This window comes from Paenibacillus etheri (genome assembly GCF_001012825.1).
In the GTDB taxonomy this organism is placed as follows: domain Bacteria; phylum Bacillota; class Bacilli; order Paenibacillales; family Paenibacillaceae; genus Paenibacillus_AQ; species Paenibacillus_AQ etheri.
Genome location: NZ_LCZJ02000026.1, coordinates 161,612 through 181,012, shown reverse-complemented (window position 1 = coordinate 181,012; position 19,401 = coordinate 161,612). Strand labels below are relative to the sequence as shown.

The 19,401-nt window shown below is 42.9% G+C and carries 17 protein-coding genes and 1 tRNA gene; 14 read left to right on the top strand and 4 right to left on the bottom strand.

The genetic code is table 11. From position 1 onward, the window contains the following. Positions 1-108 precede the first annotated feature (108 nt). From UQ64_RS15940 to UQ64_RS15910, 7 genes are all read left to right on the top strand, one after another. A complete protein-coding gene (locus tag UQ64_RS15940; protein WP_060624428.1) occupies positions 109-420 on the top strand; it encodes a hypothetical protein in 312 nt (103 codons plus the stop codon). Between the two features lie 45 nt (positions 421-465). Further along, entirely contained in the window at positions 466-1,416 is a 951-nt protein-coding gene (locus UQ64_RS15935; RefSeq protein ID WP_060624427.1) for a nucleoside hydrolase, read from the top strand. Positions 1,417-1,574: 158 nt separating this feature from the next. Continuing rightward, positions 1,575-2,828 carry a stalk domain-containing protein gene (locus UQ64_RS15930; protein ID WP_082651158.1) on the top strand — a complete coding sequence of 418 codons (1,254 nt, stop codon included), beginning with the start codon at positions 1,575-1,577 and terminating at the stop codon, positions 2,826-2,828. Positions 2,829-2,905: 77 nt separating this feature from the next. Next, positions 2,906-3,913 carry an AraC family transcriptional regulator gene (locus tag UQ64_RS15925; protein ID WP_245238052.1) on the top strand — a complete coding sequence of 336 codons (1,008 nt, stop codon included), beginning with the start codon at positions 2,906-2,908 and terminating at the stop codon, positions 3,911-3,913. 98 nt (positions 3,914-4,011) lie between these two features. Beyond that, positions 4,012-4,959 carry a radical SAM protein gene (locus UQ64_RS15920; protein ID WP_060624425.1) on the top strand — a complete coding sequence of 316 codons (948 nt, stop codon included), beginning with the start codon at positions 4,012-4,014 and terminating at the stop codon, positions 4,957-4,959. Between the two features lie 172 nt (positions 4,960-5,131). Next, positions 5,132-6,157, top strand: coding sequence for a bile acid:sodium symporter family protein (locus tag UQ64_RS15915; protein WP_060624424.1), 1,026 nt, complete (start codon positions 5,132-5,134; stop codon positions 6,155-6,157). A gap of 215 nt (positions 6,158-6,372) precedes the next feature. Beyond that, positions 6,373-8,406, top strand: a complete 2,034-nt coding sequence (locus tag UQ64_RS15910) for a methyl-accepting chemotaxis protein (RefSeq protein ID WP_060624423.1) — start codon at positions 6,373-6,375, stop codon at positions 8,404-8,406. Positions 8,407-8,550: 144 nt separating this feature from the next. Here the strand turns inward: UQ64_RS15910 and UQ64_RS15905 are convergent, their stop codons facing one another. Then, positions 8,551-9,831 carry a histidine--tRNA ligase gene (locus tag UQ64_RS15905; RefSeq protein ID WP_342447590.1) on the bottom strand — a complete coding sequence of 427 codons (1,281 nt, stop codon included), beginning with the start codon at positions 9,829-9,831 and terminating at the stop codon, positions 8,551-8,553. A gap of 352 nt (positions 9,832-10,183) precedes the next feature. Between UQ64_RS15905 and UQ64_RS15900 the strand changes: the two genes are divergently transcribed. The 3 genes from UQ64_RS15900 (at position 10,184) to UQ64_RS32580 (ending at position 12,544) form a co-directional block, all read left to right on the top strand. Continuing rightward, the gene (locus tag UQ64_RS15900; RefSeq protein WP_060624421.1) at positions 10,184-10,837 is read left to right on the top strand and encodes an HD domain-containing protein; all 654 of its coding nucleotides are present in this window, start codon (positions 10,184-10,186) and stop codon (positions 10,835-10,837) included. A gap of 85 nt (positions 10,838-10,922) precedes the next feature. Further along, positions 10,923-12,368, top strand: a complete 1,446-nt coding sequence (locus tag UQ64_RS15895) for a DEAD/DEAH box helicase (RefSeq protein WP_060624420.1) — start codon at positions 10,923-10,925, stop codon at positions 12,366-12,368. A gap of 47 nt (positions 12,369-12,415) precedes the next feature. Further along, positions 12,416-12,544 (top strand): hypothetical protein, encoded by a 129-nt coding sequence (locus UQ64_RS32580; protein ID WP_280818210.1) that lies wholly within the window; start codon positions 12,416-12,418, stop codon positions 12,542-12,544. A 383-nt stretch (positions 12,545-12,927) separates the two neighbouring features. Here UQ64_RS32580 and UQ64_RS15890 read toward each other — a convergent pair whose 3' ends face one another. Next, positions 12,928-14,643: an ABC transporter ATP-binding protein gene (locus UQ64_RS15890; RefSeq protein ID WP_060624419.1), complete on the bottom strand. Its 1,716-nt coding sequence runs from the start codon at positions 14,641-14,643 to the stop codon at positions 12,928-12,930. Between the two features lie 313 nt (positions 14,644-14,956). On the opposite strand from UQ64_RS15890, the gene UQ64_RS15885 reads away from it, so the two are divergent. Further along, positions 14,957-16,135, top strand: coding sequence for a CynX/NimT family MFS transporter (locus UQ64_RS15885; RefSeq protein WP_060624762.1), 1,179 nt, complete (start codon positions 14,957-14,959; stop codon positions 16,133-16,135). Between the two features lie 111 nt (positions 16,136-16,246). Here the strand turns inward: UQ64_RS15885 and UQ64_RS15880 are convergent, their stop codons facing one another. Beyond that, positions 16,247-17,008, bottom strand: coding sequence for a class I SAM-dependent methyltransferase (locus UQ64_RS15880; protein ID WP_060624418.1), 762 nt, complete (start codon positions 17,006-17,008; stop codon positions 16,247-16,249). 157 nt (positions 17,009-17,165) lie between these two features. Between UQ64_RS15880 and UQ64_RS15875 the strand changes: the two genes are divergently transcribed. After that, positions 17,166-17,249, top strand: a tRNA-Leu gene (locus tag UQ64_RS15875). 131 nt (positions 17,250-17,380) lie between these two features. Here the strand turns inward: UQ64_RS15875 and UQ64_RS15870 are convergent. Next, positions 17,381-18,118 (bottom strand): CPBP family intramembrane glutamic endopeptidase, encoded by a 738-nt coding sequence (locus UQ64_RS15870; protein WP_060624417.1) that lies wholly within the window; start codon positions 18,116-18,118, stop codon positions 17,381-17,383. 296 nt (positions 18,119-18,414) lie between these two features. Between UQ64_RS15870 and UQ64_RS15865 the strand changes: the two genes are divergently transcribed. Both UQ64_RS15865 and UQ64_RS15860 read left to right on the top strand, forming a co-directional pair. Beyond that, positions 18,415-18,744: a PadR family transcriptional regulator gene (locus UQ64_RS15865; protein ID WP_060624416.1), complete on the top strand. Its 330-nt coding sequence runs from the start codon at positions 18,415-18,417 to the stop codon at positions 18,742-18,744. Beyond that, a complete protein-coding gene (locus UQ64_RS15860) occupies positions 18,741-19,298 on the top strand; it encodes a DUF2812 domain-containing protein (protein ID WP_060624415.1) in 558 nt (185 codons plus the stop codon). The genes UQ64_RS15865 and UQ64_RS15860 overlap by 4 nt, the downstream gene beginning before the upstream one ends. Positions 19,299-19,401 lie beyond the last annotated feature (103 nt).

Here is a 19,401-nt window from a genome sequence, read left to right as displayed (position 1 = left end):
CTGAAGCTTGATGACTCCTTCTGAGGGGATCGTCGAGCTTCTTTATTTTGCAAAAAGGTAAAAAGAATAATAAAATGGAGTCCATTACGTCAAGCAGGAGGACTTCAAATGAAATGGGTAGCTCAGCTTCCGTATTATAAGATACAACGGGAAATTAAGGATGGAGAACAACGAAGTATTACATGCAATCGCTTAATGTATTTGTACAAAGATAGAGTCGTGACTCGTCATCGTGAATTTCCAATAAAAGATATCTTAGATATGTCCTATCGCACTATGGGAGGTTCAGAGGGGATGTTCTATCTGTACACGAGTAAGGGCGTATATACTTATTTGGTAGAGTGTGATCCCGAAGGTTTTATCAATACTTTTAAAGAACAGCAAATAAAAAGAACTAAAATTGAGCGATTTAGTAGATAGTGATATGTTAATCCTTACGACATTGCATAATGGGAGAGAAACTAAATGAGCAAAACACGAATTATTATTGATGCAGACACAGGCATTGACGACGCACTGGCGATTCTATATGCCTTACGCGCTCCAAACGTAATTGTAGAAGGAATTACAACCGTTTTTGGGAATATTGCTGTCGAAAAGGCGGCTGACAATTCACTGCGACTGATTGAGCTTGCTAAGCCCGGCTATGAAATTCCTGTAGCTATCGGAGCATCCAAGGCACTTGTTCGTGAGAGCTCAGGCTTCGCAACCCATGTGCATGGTGAGAACGGCATCGGTAATGTGGAAATTCCTGCATCTACCCAGCATCCCATTAGCGAAACTGCATCTGAGTTTATTGTTCGGATGGCCAATGAGAATCCCGGAGAGATTGTATTAGTTACACTTGCACATCTAACTAACCTCTCGATGGCGATTGATATGGACCCTGGCATTAAGAATACTTTGAAAAAAGTAGTGGTGATGGGCGGTACGATCTTCAATCCCGGTAATAGAACACCGGTTGCGGAAGCGAATATTGCTGGAGATCCGGAAGCTGCTGATCATGTGTTTACATCTGGACTTCCCGTTATGATGGTGGGTCTAGACGTTACACTTAAGACGCGGATCACCCAAGAGCATATCGATTTATTAAACCGTTTTGGACGTGAAGAGAATAAAGCAATCATTTCGTTTATGGAACAATCGCTCACTCATTATTTTAATTTCTACCGTGAAGTGAACTTTTTGATTAACAGCGCACCGCTGCATGATCCACTCGCGCTTATGGTTGCGCTGCAACCAGATCTAGTAACCTATAAAGAAATGAATGTTCGTGTGGAGCACAAAGGTGAGTTTACATCTGGAATGGTCGTAGCGGATTTGCGGGCTCAGCCAAAAGTGGGTAAACCCATACAAGTTGCAGTGGATGTAGATGTTGAACGAGCAGTGGGAACCTTTTTGAGCGTGTTTATGTAATTTTGTCGACCTCTACTAATATGAAAAATAATTTCGAAGCTCATAGATGACAATCTATTAATTTTACAATTGGATAATCTTTGGTAAAATGGTAGAAGACATAGAAAGAGTTTAAGAGATTACACTTCATATTATGGAAGATGGGAGACTTAACAGTCATGAACAAACGGATTGGTAAATTGGTCTTATGTCTGGCGATTTCGCTAGGCGGCACCACAGCTATATTCCACAATACTACACAAGCAGCGCCAGCAGGGGGAGTTAGTATTGTACTGGATGGTTATGCACTGCCTTTTCCAGTAGAGCCTGTTGTGATGAACGGAACTACGATGGTTCCATTCCGGGCGATATCTGAAGCGCTGGGGATCAACGTAGAGTGGAATCAAGCGCTTAAGAAAATTACCGCGACCAAGACGGATACAGCGGGTACTAAAGTGGTAACGTTGACCCTTGGTAGCAAAAATGCAGGCGTAAACGGCGAGGTTGTGAAGCTAGGGGTTGCCCCGCAAACGATCCGTAATAACACGATGATTCCACTTAGCTTTTTCGGCCAGCAGTTTGGTGCGGGCGTAGCTTGGGATCAAGCAACCAAGACGGTATCGATCACTTCACCAAAGACGGATATGTACAAGCTGGGTTTCTATGCGCTAAGCTCATACAGTGAAATTTCGTTACTTCCTAGCTTCGATGCTGTAGCTTTTGGGTGGAGCGGGATTGATAAAAGTGGACAATTCACCACGACAGGCACTGACTTTAGATGGCCTCAAGCTGCTGGGGAGGTAACCCCAGAGTCTATTATCTCGAATGCAGCAGCTGGTGGCACAGCGCCTTATCTGATGGTCTTTTCTGGTGATACTGCATCCGAACTGACGAAGAACCTGGAAGATAAAGTGCTTCAAGAGCAGACGATTACAGGAATCGTCGATCTGGCTACGCAAAAGGGATTCCAAGGTATCACGCTGGATCTCGAGGGACTGGGTCTAACGGGAGATAAAGCAAAGGTGCAAGCGGATTATAATGCTTTTGTGAAGAATCTGTCTCAAAAAGCACATGCAGCAGGTCTTAAGCTCACGGTTATTCTTCATCCATTAAACAGCTCTTATAAAGGTTATGATTACAAGACGCTGGGAAGCCTCGCAGATGATTTGGTCATTATGGCTTATGATTATTTGAAAGAGAAAAAAATTCCAGAGCCGATGAGTTTAGTTGATGAAGGCATCCGGCTTGCACTTCAGCAAGTGAGTAAGGATAAGCTGATTCTCGGTATTTCCGTATACAGTGAGAATGAAACATCAGTAAATTCCAAGGTTGGACTTGCCAAACGTTACGGTCTTAAAGGGATTGCAATCTGGCGTGTGGGCTTGATTGGACAGCCTGTCTGGAATGAGATGGGCAAGTCGGTGGAGTTGTAGGCGGAATTCATTTTCTTCTAGAACACAACGATCAAAAGAATGGTACCGCGAAGGTTAAACCTATCGCCTCTTTGAAGGTGATAGGTTTTTTCTATTCAGAATTTTATGAAAATGGGATTTCTATTAATCATTTATTTTATCAGCGCGGAATTGAGGTAAATCAAATGAACAATGATTACAGGGTTCGTATTCAGACTGTTCTTCATTTTATAGAGGAAAACATAGATCAAGAAATCAATCTAGAGATGCTTGCTGAAATTTCTAATTTTTCAAAGTATCATTTTTCTAGAGTTTTTTCTGCAATTACAAACCAAACACCAATGACCTACCTAACGGAAAGACGTCTAGATCGTGCAGTCACTTATCTTGAAACAACGAATAAAACTATGCTAGATATCTCAACTTTATGCGGTTTTAATTCCATCTCGAGTTTTAATTCATCTTTTAGAAAGTTATTTAAGACAACCCCAAGCGAGATGAGAAGATCCAAGCAAGAACATAGCAATAATCAGTTAATGTCCAGCAATAATCAGGAAGAATTAGCTCCTTCTAAAAATTATGATGTGAATAGCAACAACAATAATAATTTTCTAAGGAGAGTATGGCAAATGAACATTGAAGTACAAGAACTTCCGGGTTATAAAGTAGCGTATGTAAGGCATGTTGGTAGCTATCTTGAAACGTATAAAGCATGGGCTACACTCAGCAAATGGGTTGCGAAAAACAAATTACCATCAACAGAATATTTTATCGGCATCTCTTTAGATGACCCTAGCGTAACTGACGAGTATTCTTGCAGGTATGATGCTTGCATAACTATTCCGAGAGAGTTTTCTATAGAAGGCGATTCAAGCATATCCTTCCAAACATTATCTGGTGGTCTTTATGCCCGGTACCAGTTTTATGACACGATTGATAAATTCGCAATTGCTTATCAAAGTGTGTACGGACAATGGCTGCCTAATAGTGAATATGAGCCGGATGATCGACATGCGCTCGAGTTTTGTATGAATGACCCCTATAATGACCCTGAAGGCAAGGCGAAAGTTGATCTTTACATCCCTATAAAGAGTATTGGTGGGTAGTGTTATAAACCTCACATTCACCTAAGTCATAAACCTTTATACTCTCTAAGGTTGAACCCTTGAACCAAATTTATTATTTTTCAGGAGGACTTTAGAGTATGAGATATAAAGCATTAGAATTAGACAAACCGCTTACCTATGAGCTGGAAGGCTTAGAAATAGGAGTCACCTCAAACTGTAATTTCCGCTGTGATTACTGTTGTGCATATAATAGAAATGATGGACAAAGCATCAAAGCTAAAGAGGTTATCCGAATTCTTGAAGAGCTTCCAGGTCTAAAAAGAGTGCGTTTGTCTGGTGGCGAGGTCACATTAAAGTTTGATGACTGTGTGGAAATTGTAAACTACTGCTCATCCAGAGGGATTCAGACACAGCTCAATTCGAACGGCAGTCTTTTAAATGCTGAACGGATTGATCAGCTGGTTGCGGCAGGATTAACGACGATACATATTTCCTTCAATTTTACTACAGCGGACGCCTTTTCCCGTTATTATAATATTCATCCAAGCATTTATGAGAAAATAAGAGAGAACATTACTATGTTCGCGGCAACTAGTGTAGATACGGTGCTGGAGACGCTGTTGTTCAGCGAAACACAAGATAATATGAAGGAAATAAGTGATCACGTATACGCTATGGGCGTTAGAACACATGAGATTCAGAACAGTATCATCATGGATCATACGGGCTGGAAGTCTATAGCTGCCCGCGAACAATTAAAGAATGCTGTGAGTGAACTGATCGCTATGAAGAAAGAGGATACGATCCTGTATTTCACTTGCATGGACCGTTTTATGGATGCGCTTGGATTCGAGGAGCAACCGGGCGTTTATTTTCCTCACTGCATAGAGGGTAAGAAACAGCTTCATCTGCATGGAAATGGGGATATTCTGATCTCTGAATTATGTCATCCCGTTATTATTGGCAACATTTATCAGGGGACCTCACTGAAGGACTTGTACAGTAACATGCCAGCGCCATTGGCTCAGTTCCTGGATAAACTGCCATGCCCTGCACTGGACGCCTTGTTTCCACAAGGGGTTTAAATATTTAGACATTTTTATAAAAAAGTACCAGGAGCCAATTTAAATAATTGGTTCCTTTTTGTGTAGTAGATTAATGGGAAGTCCTGTATGATTTCTGTAAGCTTATAGAAACTGTTACAGCTTAAATTTGTGGATAAGGAATGTATGACATCATACATAAGGTGTGCGACACATGCTTACGAATATAAGAAATGGACTCATCAAATCCAATGTTGTTCTCGAAAAAATTATGCCATTGTTGACACCAACTGCCATCGTCGTTGGCGTACTTAATGAAAGCAGACTATTGCCGTTCACATGGCTAGTTCCTTGGATATTCGCCTTCATGACATTGATCGGAAGTTTGAAATCCAATCTCAAGGATCTGCTGGGCGTACTGCTGAAACCACAGAAGTTGATGGTGTTGATGATTATTCTGCATATCGTGATGCCGCTCATTGGCTGGCTCGTTGCAAGTGCTGTTTTTCCGGGAGATCCTTACACAGTGACTGGATTTGTACTGCTGTTTGCGATCCCCACGGGTGTCGTAAGTGTGGTGTGGGTATCCATATATGGAGGGAATATTGCACTGACTTTGGCCCTTATTCTGATCGATACGCTCTTGTCACCGATTGTCGTTCCGGGTACCTTGTATTTGCTAATGGGAGCGAGTTTGGAAATCCAGCTTGGGGAAATGATGAAAGGTCTCCTATGGATGGTTGTCATTCCTTCGGTGGTCGGGATGCTTCTGAATCAATGGACAAAAGGCAAAGTGAATACGGTATGCGGACCACCGTTTTCTCCATTTGTAAAGGTTGGATTGTTCATGGTCGTTTCCATTAATGGTGCTAGCATTGCTCGTTATCTGAAACACCCGGATAGTAAATTAGCGATTATTATTGGCGTAACCTTCTTAACCGTAGTTCTTGGATATGTAATCGGAGCATTAGTATCACGCCGTTTCCGCTTTAGCTATGAAGATTCTGTGGCTGTGCAATTTAATTCCGGCATGCGTAATCTAAGCGCGGGAGCTGTGCTCGCAGTAAAATATTTTCCTCCGGCTGTTGCACTCCCTGTGATTTCAGGAATGTTATTCCAGCAAATTCTCGCAGCAATGTCTGGTCTGTTTTTACGTAGCAGAACTAAACACACCTTAACAGAGGGTGCAATCACGCAAGTTACCCCAGCATCCCAGTCAGAACCGCCTATTTCATCATAGAGATAAAACAGGTCTTAATGACTATTCTGAAGAAGGTGACCGAACTAGCAGAACTAGTTTTTTCTGCATTTATATGCAAAAATTCGACATTTTTTGATATTTTCCGTATTTTCGCTTAGTCAATATTCACTAATTTATCATGATATCCGATAGTAATTGTATTATTTACAATTGCATTGTTCTCTAATGAACAGTAGTCGGAAGGATGAGGAAAAATGAAGATTCGTCTAAAACTATCACTTATGATGATAGGTGTGACCCTACTATGTATTGCAGTAATGGGGGTTTTTACATATTTAAGGTCAACTCAGGCGATAGTGAGCCTTACTGAGAATTCTATGAAGCAGGTCAATACGAATAAAGCTCAGACCATATCGTCTATGATTTCGAAAGAACAGAGAAGTATTGAGCTTGTTGCGGGAAGGTCGGAAATTGTCGAATTATTACTTCAAGCAAAGAATGGTGGAGTCGCCAAGGGGAATAAGCTACAGAATGAGGTAAATATCAGCCTTCAGGAAATTGTGAAGGATGCTGGGAACCTTGAACATGTTTTTGTCAGTGATATGAAGGGCATCGCTGTGGCTGACAGTGACATTAAGCTTATTGGTACGGATTTTAGTGATAGGAATTATACGAAGAAAGTAATGGAAACAGCAGAACCGGTAATTAGCGAAACACTGAAATCGAAATCTACTGGGGCTTATGTGGTGGGATTTGTGCATCCGGTGAAGAGTGACGGCAAGATGATTGGATATGTAGCTTCAGCGGTTTCTGCAGATAGTATGATTAAATATTTGGCAGACACAAAAGTGGTGAACACGACGAGCTCTTATGTATATTTACTGGATGAGAACGGGAATAAGCTGTACCATCCGGATAAAAAGCAAGTTGGACAACCGGTTGAGAATACTCAGATTTCAGCTGTTATTGATCGTGTGAAGGCTGGTCAGAAGGTAGCAGACGGCCTGCTCAATAATACAGTTGATGGTGTGGAAAAGAAATCAGCTTACACGGTTATGCCTGAGACCCACTGGTTGCTTGTATTAACTGCTGACTTAGATGAGATAGTGAAGCCTGTCACTGAGATGAGAAACTTCAATATTTTTCTAGGTGTGGGAAGTTTGATTATTGCATTGCTGATTGCATTTTATTTTTCTCAAAAAATTTCTGCACCGATTGTTAAACTGACAGAGTTGATCAATAGAACGGCAGAGCTAAATTTGACGTATGACTCTCAGTACGAATATTTGACGAAAAACAAAGATGAAACAGGGACGATTGCCAAAGCAATGCTCCGCACACGTACTATTCTTCGTGATATGGCGGGCAGTTTAATCACGATCTCGACGAAGGTGTTAGATAATGCGGAGACCCTTGAAAAGCTGTCTATAGATGTACGAGAGAATGCTCACGACAATTCGGCAACAACACAGCAGCTATCGGCAGGGATGGAGGAGACAGCAGCTTCAACACAAGAGATGACGGCAGCGATTACTGAAATTGATGTTAATGTATCCGAGATCTCCAGTAATGTGAAGGAAGGCGCTGAAGTTTCCAAACAGATCAGTGAGCGAGCTATGGCGTTACAAGATGAGGCGTTAGAGTCCACGGATAATGCGAAGCGAGTGTATGAATCTGTTCGTGTAGATATGGAAAAAGCAATTGAGCAGTCGAATGCGATCTCGGAGATTAATGTGTTGGCGGATACGATTCTATCGATTACTAGTCAAACCAATCTGCTTGCTTTGAATGCAGCGATTGAAGCAGCAAGAGCAGGTGAAGCGGGTAGAGGATTTGCTGTTGTAGCTGGTGAAATCCGCAAGCTGGCTGAGAAATCGTCAGAGACCGCGGCGGGGATTCAAGGGGTTGTTTCAGGTGTTTATGCTTCTGTTGAACTAATGAAGGAAAATTCAGAGGCATTACTCGCTTTTATTGACCAGAACGTTCTTGGCGATTATGAGCGGTTAACGGAGGTAAGTCAGCAATATAACAGAGATGCAACTACAGTGAATCTGCTGATGAATCAATTCGAGACCGCGGCTGACCATCTAAGTATGGCGGTATCTAGTATTTCTATTGCGGTTAATGAAGTGGCTGCTACAGTAAACGAGGGGGCTATTGGGATTCAGGATATAGCGGTAAAAACTGCCGATATCGTAGAGAAAACATTCCATGAAGTTACAGTGGCTGACGAGAATACCCAAAGTGCCAAGGAGCTACAGGGTCTAGTAGATCAGTTTAAGATCTAAGAAGGATTAAGGGAATCTTTATCCGTCATTCATAAAATATTAAGCTTGCAAGGATATAGTACATATATAACCTCCCTTAAATATAAACTTTGCCCCGCCGGCCGCCGGCGGGGTCTTTTTTTGTGTAGTATTTAAAAATGTTCTTTATCCGGTAATGAGGTAAATAGCTTTATCCAGCGGAACGATAACCTCTGTTTGTTCCTCCATATCTTTCAAACGTACCTTATCAACACTGGATTCGCTTTCGCCGATCAGTATAACGTAACGGATGCTTTTGGATGAGGCTGTGGCGAGCTGCTTTTTTAATTTTCTTTTACCGGATACGAGAGTGGTTCTTATAGAACAGGCACGCAGCTCGGCCGCTGCAATCAAAGCTTTTGGTAGTGTCTCACCAATGGGAATGACCATAACATTAGCTGATTTATTTTCTTGGATAGGTCGTTCTGCCAGGAGAGCCATGATAGACTCCATGCCAAAAGACAACCCAACCGTAGGGTATTGAATATCTTCTCTGCCCACTAACTGTCCGATAATCGCATCATATCTGCCTCCACCACCCAAGCTTGACGTAAAGGAACCAGAAGCATCAAAGATCTCGTAGATAGTTCCTGTGTAGAATGAAAGACCTCGGGATAAGAAAGGATCGAAACGGCAAGTTTCCTGTAGTCCAATGTCTTGGATTAGCTTTTGTAAGATAAGAACCTCTGATGCACCAGGTTGTGCTGTGAGATCATATTGTTCGCATAACTGTTCGAAGCTTGGATTGTCCATTTCGATAAGCGCTAGAATAGCTGTGATGGTCGCAGATTCTAGCCCCTTGCCAATCAATTCGTTCTCCACTCCGCTAATGCTGATTTTCTCAAGCTTATCAAGGGTAAGCATAACGGATAGTTGCTCTTCTGCAGGTACGCCAATGGACTCCAGAATCTCGCTGAGAAATCGTCGATTGTTCCATTTTAGGATGATAGGGATGTCTAGCTTGCGGAAAGCTTCGGAAGCCAGTTGCATTAGCTCAGCTTCAGCCTCAGGGCCGGAAATGCCGACTACATCAACATCGCATTGCAGAAATTCACGCAGACGCCCACGTTTCACGGGTCCATCTCGGAACACTTTTCCGATCTCATACCGCTTGAAGGGGAACTCTATCCCTGGATTTAAAGCGATCACTTTGGCAAAAGGAATGGTCAGATCATAGCGTAACCCCAGATTGCGGTTGCCTTGATCCGTGAGTTGGTACATTTCCTTGAGAATTTCGTCCCCGCCTGCATATTTTGAGGTTAATAACTCCAATTCATTTAATAACGTCGTATCCATCGATTCAAAATCATAGAGCTCGAACAAGTCCTGCAGCGTATTTTGAATGTTCTTTCTGAGCGCTTGCTCTTGACCGAAGTAATCATTAGTTCCTTTAATGTTTTGCATCATTAGTAGCTCCTTTGAATTGGCATAGTTTAGAAAATAAAAAAACGCGCAGGACCTCTTGGTCCTGCGCGTGATCTATGCCGCAGGGAGGCCAACGCGAGTAGCGTTAGCCTCCCTGAGAAATTCAGGGGTGCTAACGCTGTTTGTGATAATAATGAAGTTGATTCAGCATGATTGTATTAGTATTCATCAGAACCAATTCCCTTCGAAATTTTGATTACTGCCGATTATAGCGGATCATTTAGAGTCGTGCAAGTAAGAATTTATAATACCTTCGATTTCTTGTGGGCGAATAGACAAGTTATCAGCTATAATAGGGCTTCGATATTCCTTAAGGAAAGGGAGTTTTTCTAAGATGAATGAAGCTTTAATTATAGCTCGGACCGAAGACTTTGTTAAAGAACAGCTAGGACAAGATACTACGGGGCATGACTGGTGGCATTCCGATAGAGTGCGCAATACCGCCGCTGAAATTGCCAAGATCGAGAGCGCCGATGTATTTGTTTGCACGATGGCGGCTTTGCTGCATGATGTTGCTGACGAGAAGCTTAATCCGTCTAAAGAAGAAGGTTTGCTTAAAGTACGTACTTGGCTTTCTTCAATTCTTACAGATGAGGAACAAATTAATCATATCATGATGATTATTGAGACAATGTCCTTTAGTGGTGGCGGGGGAGAACCGATGCAGACCCTTGAAGGCCAAGTCGTCCAAGATGCCGATCGACTTGATGCACTTGGGGCGATTGGGATAGCCAGAACCTTTATTTTTTCAGGGGCGAAAGGTCGTCCGGCTTATGATCCGGAAGTGTCTCCAAGAGATGAATCGCTTCAAAAGGAGTACAGGGATTACAGCAAGGGGACGGCTATCAATCATTTTTATGAGAAATTATTAAAATTAAAATTCCTGATGAATACAGCTTATGGGCTGAAGTTAGCAGAAGAACGGCATGATTTCATGCTTGGTTTTCTGGACCAGTTCTATAAGGAATGGAATCAAAGGAGCCAATAACTGTTATAATAATAAGTATGCACAAGATGAAGGATCGCGGAGTTTCCGCTTTAACCAGAACAATCGGCATAGAAGAGGTTGAACGATGAGTGAATTGCAATTTAGAGATTATGAGTTAAACGAAGACATTATTAAAGCGCTGGATGTCCTGAAATATGAGACGCCAACAGAAGTTCAAAGTAAAGTGATCCCTGTAGCTCTCCAGCAAAAGGATCTAATCGTTAAATCGCAAACGGGGAGCGGCAAGACGGCAGCCTACGGAATCCCGGTCTGTGATCTGGTGGATTGGGTGGAGAATAAGCCGCAAGCTTTGATTCTAACGCCTACTCGGGAGCTTGCCATGCAAGTGAAAGAGGATATCACCAACATTGGACGATTTAAACGGGTTAAGGCCGTGGCTCTTTTCGGCAAGCAGCCCTTTGCTCCACAAAAAATTGAACTTACTCAAAAAACACATGTTGTCGTAGGTACGCCTGGACGTGTGTTCGATCATATTGAAAGAGGTACGCTTCCGCTAAACCGGATCAAGTATTTGATCATTGATGAAGCAGACGAGATGCTGAGCATGGGGTTCATTGAGCAGATTGAGAAGATCATCAAACAGCTGCCAAAAGAACGAGTGACTTGTGTTTTCTCCGCTACATTACCGGAAGTAATTAAGAATTTGTGCCGGAAATATATGAGCGATCCAACGGAAATCGAGATTCAGGCAAGTGGAATTACAACCGCTACAATTGAACATGCGTTGATCGAAGTGAGACAAGCTGCCAAGTTCTCGCTATTGAGCGATATTATCACGGTGGAGAATCCGGATAGCTGCATTATCTTTTGCCGTACACAAGAACAGGTGAATGCGGTGTTTAGAGGGTTGGCTGATCTGGAATATCCTTGTGATAAGATCCACGGGGGAATGGAGCAGGATGAGCGTTTTGAGGTCATGAATGCTTTTAAAAGAGGGCAGTTCCGTTATTTAATCGCTACCGATGTAGCCGCAAGAGGAATTGATATCGAGAACATCACTCACGTGATTAATTACGATATTCCGCTGGAAAAAGAAAGCTATGTGCACCGTACAGGCAGAACTGCTCGTGCAGGCAAGACAGGCAAAGCAATCACTTTTGTTACTCCGAATGAGCAAAAGTGGGTGAAGGAAATTGAAGGCTATATTGGCTTTAGCATCCCGAATATGAAAGCTCCTTCAGATGATGCCGTTGCTTACGCGAAGGAAGCGTTCGAGCAGAAGATTAACAAGCAGCCTGTCCGCAAGAAGGACAAAAGCGAGAGCTTGAACAAAGAGATCATGAAGCTGTACTTCAACGGCGGCAAGAAAAAGAAGTTAAGAGCCGTGGACTTTGTCGGTACAATCGCAAAGCTTGAAGGGATGTCTGCGGAAGACATCGGGATTATCTCGATTCAGGACAATGTGACTTACGTGGATATTTTGAATGGTAAGGGTGCAATGGTACTGCAAGCGATGAGAGAGACGACCGTGAAGGGGAAGCAGCTTAAAGTGCATATTGCGAAGAAATAAACGGTAGAAATCCCGTAGATTAGGCTAAATTGGGTGGAAACGCCGAAATGAACGGTAGAAATCCCGTACAACGTGCTGAGCAAGCCGTAGGAATTATCGGGGGATTGAACATGGTTACCTTATCGGAGCGGAGAGCTACTATTATGCACAGATTCGTGTTTGTATTTGATTTTTAGGGAAATTCTCCCTATAAATTACTGATTTTCGCTGGATTCTAAGCTTTTTAGGGAATTTCTCCCTATAAATCGCCTGAAATCCACTGTTATGAGCTAATTAGGTGAATTTATAGGGAGAAATTCCCTAATTATTGAAATCAGGACCGTAATATCGATGAAATTGGGGAGGATTTCCCTAAATTTCATTCCCACGAATCCATAAGTCCATAACTCCTTATACTCTTTAACTCCAATACACTTAACTCCCTAACCCCATAACTCCCTAACTCACCAATTTAGCATCTCACGCTGGAAGCAGCAAGATGCACTAAAAAGCAAGCCTAGTCGCCAATAACGTGGAGACTAGGCTTGCTTCATTTAGCTAGGGAACTAGATAGAACGCCCTAAGCGTTATACTGCGCCTGATGCAGCCGGCTGTATATGCCACCGGCATGCACTAACTCTTCATGGCGGCCTTGCTCGGCGATGCCTTCTTCGTTCACGACCATGATCCGGTCGGCATTCTTTATGGTCGTCAATCGGTGGGCGATGACGAGTGTGGTTCTACCCACGGACAGATCCGCCAGAGATTGCTGGATCGCTGCTTCCGTTTCTGTATCTAGTGCGGAAGTAGCTTCATCTAGAATTAGAATCGGTGGATTCTTCAGGAACATGCGGGCGATCGCTAGGCGTTGCTTCTGTCCACCGGACAGCTTCACACCGCGCTCGCCGATCACCGTATCCATGCCCTCTGGCAGATTCTGAATGAGATCTTCCAGATGGGCACGTCGAGCAGCTTCCCAGATTTCAGGCAGCTTTGCATCCAGCTTTCCGTAGGCGATATTCTCACGAATCGTACCGGAGAACAGGAATACATCCTGTTGCACGATCCCGATCTGTTTACGTAACGACTCCAGCTTCATGTCACGGATATCGATGCCATCAATGGTGATAGCTCCGCCTGTGACATCATAGAAACGAGGGAGCAGGCTGCAGATGGTTGTTTTGCCTGCACCTGAGGGTCCAACAAAGGCAATCGTTTCGCCAGCCTTTACTTTTAGGCTGATATTTTGTAGAACTGGACGGTCCTCGTCATATCCGAAAAAGACATTTTGGAAGGTAATATCCCCATGTAAAGTACTTACCTCCACAGCATCTGGCTTATCACTGATATCCGGCTCAGTATCAATAATCTCAAGATAACGTTTAAAGCCGGCGATTCCTTTTGGATAACTCTCGATAACGGCATTGATCTTTTCGATCGGTCGGAAGAAGATATTAGACAGAAGAATAAACGCCACAAATTCACCAATTTGAAGTTCTCCGTTGATGAAGAACCACGCGCCGCTGATCATCACAAGGATCGTAATGAGGCGGGTCATCATATAGCTGACGGATAGGCTTTTGGCCATGATTTTATAAGCAAGAAGCTTAGTTTTACGAAACATTTGATTATCTACTGCGAATAGCTCTTGTTCATGCTGCTCATTTGCAAAAGATTGAACAACCCGGATTCCGCCTACATTATCTTCAATACGGGCATTGAAGCTACCCACATTTCCAAAAAGCTGGCGGTAGGTGGAAGTCATGTTGCGTCCGAAGTAGATGATCACCCAGGCCATAATTGGAACGATAATAAAAGTAATAATGGCTAGCTTCAGATTAATATCAGCCATAAGGAGGAAAGCACCGACAAGTGTCATAATGGCGATAAATATATCCTCAGGACCGTGATGCGCCACCTCGCCTATATCATTTAAATCGTTGGTGATGCGCCCGATGAGGTGACCTGTTTTATTATTATCGAAGAACCGGAAGGATAGTTTCTGGATGTGATCAAACATTTTTTTACGCATATCGGTCTCGATATTAATACCAAGCATATGTCCCCAGTATGTAACGATATACTGCATCACCGTATTCAAGGCGTAAATAGCTAGGAGCGCGACACAAGCAATAAGAATTAGCGGCCAATCTTGACCTGGGAGCAATTCATCAATAAATTTATTGACAGCTACCGGAAAAGCTAGTTCAAGCAGACCTGCAAAAACAGCGCAGGAGAAGTCCAATATAAATAGTTTTTTATAGGGACGATAGTAGGAAAAAAACCTTCGAAGCATTCTGTTCACTCTTTTCTATAGGATTATGTAGGAGATCGAATGAAATTGATTCTCAATTGTCTTGATTATATGGATACTAAAGATGTCATTCGATTTTGTCAATAATAGGGTTATAAAATTACTTAAGGCTTGTAACTTTTATAATAATAGTGGATGATAGGTCTTAATGCCATGTAATAAACATTTTTATATTTCTGGCTTAATCGCTCACCGTCCTTACAGGGATGTCAAAGGCGTTTATGCTTGTTGCAATTTAGGAGGATACATGATGAAAGCATCGCAACGAGAAGGAAACATTCAGAATAGAGGTTTAATGGATACCAAGTATGATCGATGGCTACTAGTGTTGGGAATTGTTTTTATCGCAGCGGCACTTAGAGCTCCTTTCACTTCCGTCGGACCGCTGATACAAATGATTCAGGATGATCTAGGCTTATCGAATACTTTAGCAGGAGCTATCACTACTCTACCATTGTTGGCTTTTGCCATTTTGTCCCCGTTTGCTCCAAAGCTAGCCCGGCGTTTCGGCTTGGCTAATGTGTTGTTAATTGCTATGGTCATGCTGGCTATGGGGATTTTAATCCGGTCGGGAGCTGGAACGGGACTGTTGTTCACAGGTACGGCGATACTCGGACTTTCTATTGCAGTATGTAATGTATTGCTTCCGGGCCTTATTAAAGGGAAGTTTCCTCACAAAATTGGATTAATGACAGGTGTCTATACTGTCTCTATGAATTTATGCGCAGCAGTCGCTTCAGGAATTAGTGTACCGCTAGCCAGTAATGCTGGATTTGGCTGGAGAGGGACTTTGGCGATTTGGTTTATGATCGCTGCGCTAGCAACCTTGTTCTGGATTCCGCAAATGCGCAAGCTCGATCAAGGAACTGGGACTAAGGGCTCGGTCTCCAGTGGGAATATGTGGCGCTCTTCGCTAGCTTGGAAAGTAACCATTTTTATGGGCCTACAGTCACTGCTTTATTATGTCTTTATTGCTTGGTTCTCTGTTCTCCTTGGTGAGCGGGGGATGTCCTCAAGCCATGCTGGCTGGCTACTATCGCTGATGCAAATGGCGCAGCTGCCGTTTACTTTCTTTGTGCCGTTGTGGGCAGGGCGAATGAAGAACCAACGTATTCTAGTAATAATCACTGCTATTCTTTATTTCATCGGTATAGGTGGGATTTGGTTGGGCAGCAGCGCTTTAATGGCTGTTTGGGCGATATGCTTTGGGATTGCCGGAGGGTTTGCCTTCGGTCTTGTGATGATGTTCTTCAGTCTACGGACCAGAAGCACTCAAGAAGCGGCGGAACTGTCAGGGATGGCTCAATCCGTAGGTTATGTGCTTGCTGCGATGGGTCCGGCATTATTCGGATGGCTGCATGACGTGATGAATAGCTGGACAATGCCGCTGGTTTTATTGCTTGGTGCAAGCGTATTGCTGCTGGTGGTCGGACTTGGTGCTGGGAGCGACAGATATGTGGGAGATAGAAGATAGATTGTCGGTGCCTTTCAAATCCCCCCATTATCCAATTGAAAAAGAGTGTATTGGTGCGGTCACTGCGCCAGTACACTCTTTTTTTGTGGTATCGGAAGATCCCTCTCAGTATTAGACTCGATTGTAAGCGGCCACCCGTATTCTTCGATAATCCATCACCCAGCGGTTATCTTGAAATAATATCGGTTTCAGTTTCTGTTCCATATATGAGAGGACTTCATCTCGTTCAGATGGTGTGAAGACGCTTAAGATTCCATTAGCAAAAGTGTTCAACCAGCGCTGGAACCCTTGCTCTCCAGCCTCTAGTGGTGTTGGACGGTCGAAACAAAGGGCGAGGTCTACAGTCAGTCCATGTTGTTCTAGTAATGTTGTGTATTGTCCGATGCTTGGGAAGTACCAAGGCAGCTGAAGCTTATCACTACACCCTATAGCTGCAAAAGCATTTGGAAGTTCAGTAACGATAGAAGCGATATTGCCCAGCCCACCGAACTCGACGACAAAACGTCCGCCTGTTCGCAGGCTAGCCGCAATAAAAGCGGCAGCTCCGTTCGCATCGGTCAGCCAATGAAGAGCCGCGTTGCTGAACACAGCATCGACTGGCTGATCCGCGACATAGTTTTGCCCATCTGCTAAGATGAAGCTTAGCTGTGGATGCTTGTCACAGGCAGTCTGAATCATTTCGTCAGAAGCATCCATCCCTGTTACAGTGGCACCACTAGCAGCTATGGCTACTGCCAAATCGCCAGTTCCACAGTCCCAATCCATTATCTGTTCGCCAGGCTGGGGGCGAAGAAGCTTAATCAGAGACTCTCCAAACTGAGACACAAACGCCATGTCAGTATCATAGGTTCCGGTATTCCACTGCTGGTTCATACGTATTCGTCCTTTCTGGTTTGGAATTTCACTGACACATCTGATGTAGTACTCCTGTTAGATTTCGCTGGACATCGCTTCGAAAATATGTTGCTATTAATCTGAAAAAGGAGTATAGTCTTATGTACGGTGATTATTTCACTGATGTACATAATGTGCGGTCGTGGCGGAATTGGCAGACGCGCACGGTTCAGGTCCGTGTGGTAGCAATATCGTGGAGGTTCGAGTCCTCTCGACCGCATCAATTAACAATGAAAGAGCTCTTGAACTTCCTTATAGGGAGATTCAGGAGTTTTTTGCATTTTGGGCGTACCTTGTTCCAGCCTTTTTAGTAGAGATTAATTCGCTCAGTTAGCTTCAGCTTTTTTTATTTTACGGAACACGATGAACAAGAAGATAATACTTAGCGGGGCGGCAATCATTATACTCAAACCACCTAAGCCACTGCTGTCGGCAGAAGAATAATCTGACATGAACACTGAGACATCCCAAAGTCCATGCAGTAACATCGCCCAGATTAGGGACAATATATAAGCTAAATCCCATAAGGGCAGCAAAGAAAAATTGACTGATGGTTGTTGAAATATCTTGACCAAGCACGATGTTCGAGCCGTGAATGAGACCAAATATTATACTAGTCAGAATACATACCCATCCCTCGGATACCTTAGAACGTAATGATGTCAATAGTAAGCCGCGATAAGTGATTTCTTCACAGAAACCTACTAGCAACCCAAACAGAATCAGAATAAGAATAAATTTGGCGTCAAATTTACTAAAGTCCGTTAAAAAAAGATTGGCGATTGCGCCAAGTAGCAAAAATAACGGAGCAATGATCGGCCATTTATAGGTCCAACGTTGCTGTGTATTGTCGAATAATGCAGGCTGCCACCAACCGAGCAGGGAGGTTACAATAATAAGTGCTACAGCACCCGCGGTCATAGACATGATGGCTGAACGGTACAAGTTATCCGCTGATGCACCGAAATCTTGATAAGGAATGCCAGATAATTTTTGGATTGGAAGAATAATGCATAGATATCCGACTGCGATGAGTAGTCCAATCCAAATTTTTGGTGTAACACGTAATTGATGTTCTGATTTTTTCATGTTATAACGAACCTTTCTGTTTGTATTTAAATGCAATCAATCCAGTCTACAAGCAATGTATGAAAATTTTCGTTTTTTTTTATATTTTTTCGATCATATTTTCACTATTAAGATACCATTTTATGTATTAGTTTGAAACGTCTATAACTATGTGCATAGGCGTTTTTTGTCACGCACATGATCAAATCGAATACAAAAAAATGGGTGTTTTTGTATTGACAATTATATCGGCTTCCGTAATAATGATATTACGGTAACCGATATATCGCTAACAGTAATAGAAGGGGGGTGGAATCATGCCTGAAAGCTCAGAAAGAGGAGCCTTAACGGAAGCTGTGTTTTACATTTTATTGTCTCTATACACCGCAATGCACGGATACGCAATTATGCAAAATGTGAAGGATTTAAGTCATGGTCGTGTGGATCTTGGAGCGGGGACTTTATACGGAGCTATCAACACCTTGCTTGAGAAAAACTGGATAAGAGCTGTAGAGGGGGAAGAAGGCTCTCGAAGAAAGGAATACGAAATTACTGAATTAGGGAAGACGGTAATTCAGGGGGAGCTTATCCGGTTGGGAGAGCTGATTGCCAATGGGAAGAGAATAGCTGGAGGTGAGTCCAAATGATACATGTGGTTCGCAAGCTGTTTTGGGATTTTGAGAAGGAAGAACAGTGGCTTAATGAAATGTCTGCCAAAGGGATGGCCCTTACACACTACTCGTGGTGCAAATATGTGTTTACTGAAACACCTAAGAATGAGTATACGTATAGGATTGAGCTTTTAGATAATGTGCCTACTCATCCGGAGAGCATCGCTTACATCAGGTTTTTAGAGGAAAATGGAGTGGAATGTGTTAGTAGCTATGTTCGTTGGATTTTTCTTAGAAAAAAGTCATCTGAAGGTGCTTTTGATATCTACACGGATTTGGAATCCAAAATAAAACACTTTAAGCGAATCAATACACTATGGAATTCTGTAATGTGGTTAGAGTTCATTGTAGGTCTAGCAAACATTCTCATTGGGGTAACGAATTATTTCAATTCATCCAGTAGCATTAGTTTGGTAAACGTTATTCTAGGCGGGCTTTTAATCCTTTTAGGACTTGTTTTTTTAAGAGCTGGCGCACCTATCCGTAAGAAAATAAGGAAGCTTCAACAAGAGAATTTAATAAGAGAATAGTCCTTTTAACTTGTAATATGTACTAACAGCATGCTACCCGATCGCTCGGGACTTGCTGTTTATTTTTTTGTCTATGACGCTAACGCGCAATCCCTTTGATTTA

Excerpts from the sequence above, each read along its gene's own strand:
- UQ64_RS15915 (WP_060624424.1), top strand. The coding sequence starts at position 5,132 with ATGCTTACGAATATAAGAAATGGACTCATCAAATCCAATGTTGTTCTC.
- UQ64_RS15865 (WP_060624416.1), top strand. The coding sequence starts at position 18,415 with ATGCCTGAAAGCTCAGAAAGAGGAGCCTTAACGGAAGCTGTGTTTTAC.
- UQ64_RS15930 (WP_082651158.1), top strand. The coding sequence starts at position 1,575 with ATGAACAAACGGATTGGTAAATTGGTCTTATGTCTGGCGATTTCGCTA.
- UQ64_RS15870 (WP_060624417.1), bottom strand. The coding sequence starts at position 18,118 with ATGAAAAAATCAGAACATCAATTACGTGTTACACCAAAAATTTGGATT.
- UQ64_RS15895 (WP_060624420.1), top strand. The coding sequence starts at position 10,923 with ATGAGTGAATTGCAATTTAGAGATTATGAGTTAAACGAAGACATTATT.
- UQ64_RS15900 (WP_060624421.1), top strand. The coding sequence starts at position 10,184 with ATGAATGAAGCTTTAATTATAGCTCGGACCGAAGACTTTGTTAAAGAA.
- UQ64_RS32580 (WP_280818210.1), top strand. The coding sequence starts at position 12,416 with ATGAACGGTAGAAATCCCGTACAACGTGCTGAGCAAGCCGTAGGAATT.
- UQ64_RS15890 (WP_060624419.1), bottom strand. The coding sequence starts at position 14,643 with ATGCTTCGAAGGTTTTTTTCCTACTATCGTCCCTATAAAAAACTATTT.
- UQ64_RS15935 (WP_060624427.1), top strand. The coding sequence starts at position 466 with ATGAGCAAAACACGAATTATTATTGATGCAGACACAGGCATTGACGAC.
- UQ64_RS15885 (WP_060624762.1), top strand. The coding sequence starts at position 14,957 with ATGGATACCAAGTATGATCGATGGCTACTAGTGTTGGGAATTGTTTTT.
- UQ64_RS15880 (WP_060624418.1), bottom strand. The coding sequence starts at position 17,008 with ATGAACCAGCAGTGGAATACCGGAACCTATGATACTGACATGGCGTTT.
- UQ64_RS15910 (WP_060624423.1), top strand. The coding sequence starts at position 6,373 with ATGAAGATTCGTCTAAAACTATCACTTATGATGATAGGTGTGACCCTA.
- UQ64_RS15905 (WP_342447590.1), bottom strand. The coding sequence starts at position 9,831 with ATGATGCAAAACATTAAAGGAACTAATGATTACTTCGGTCAAGAGCAA.
- UQ64_RS15860 (WP_060624415.1), top strand. The coding sequence starts at position 18,741 with ATGATACATGTGGTTCGCAAGCTGTTTTGGGATTTTGAGAAGGAAGAA.
- UQ64_RS15920 (WP_060624425.1), top strand. The coding sequence starts at position 4,012 with ATGAGATATAAAGCATTAGAATTAGACAAACCGCTTACCTATGAGCTG.
- UQ64_RS15940 (WP_060624428.1), top strand. The coding sequence starts at position 109 with ATGAAATGGGTAGCTCAGCTTCCGTATTATAAGATACAACGGGAAATT.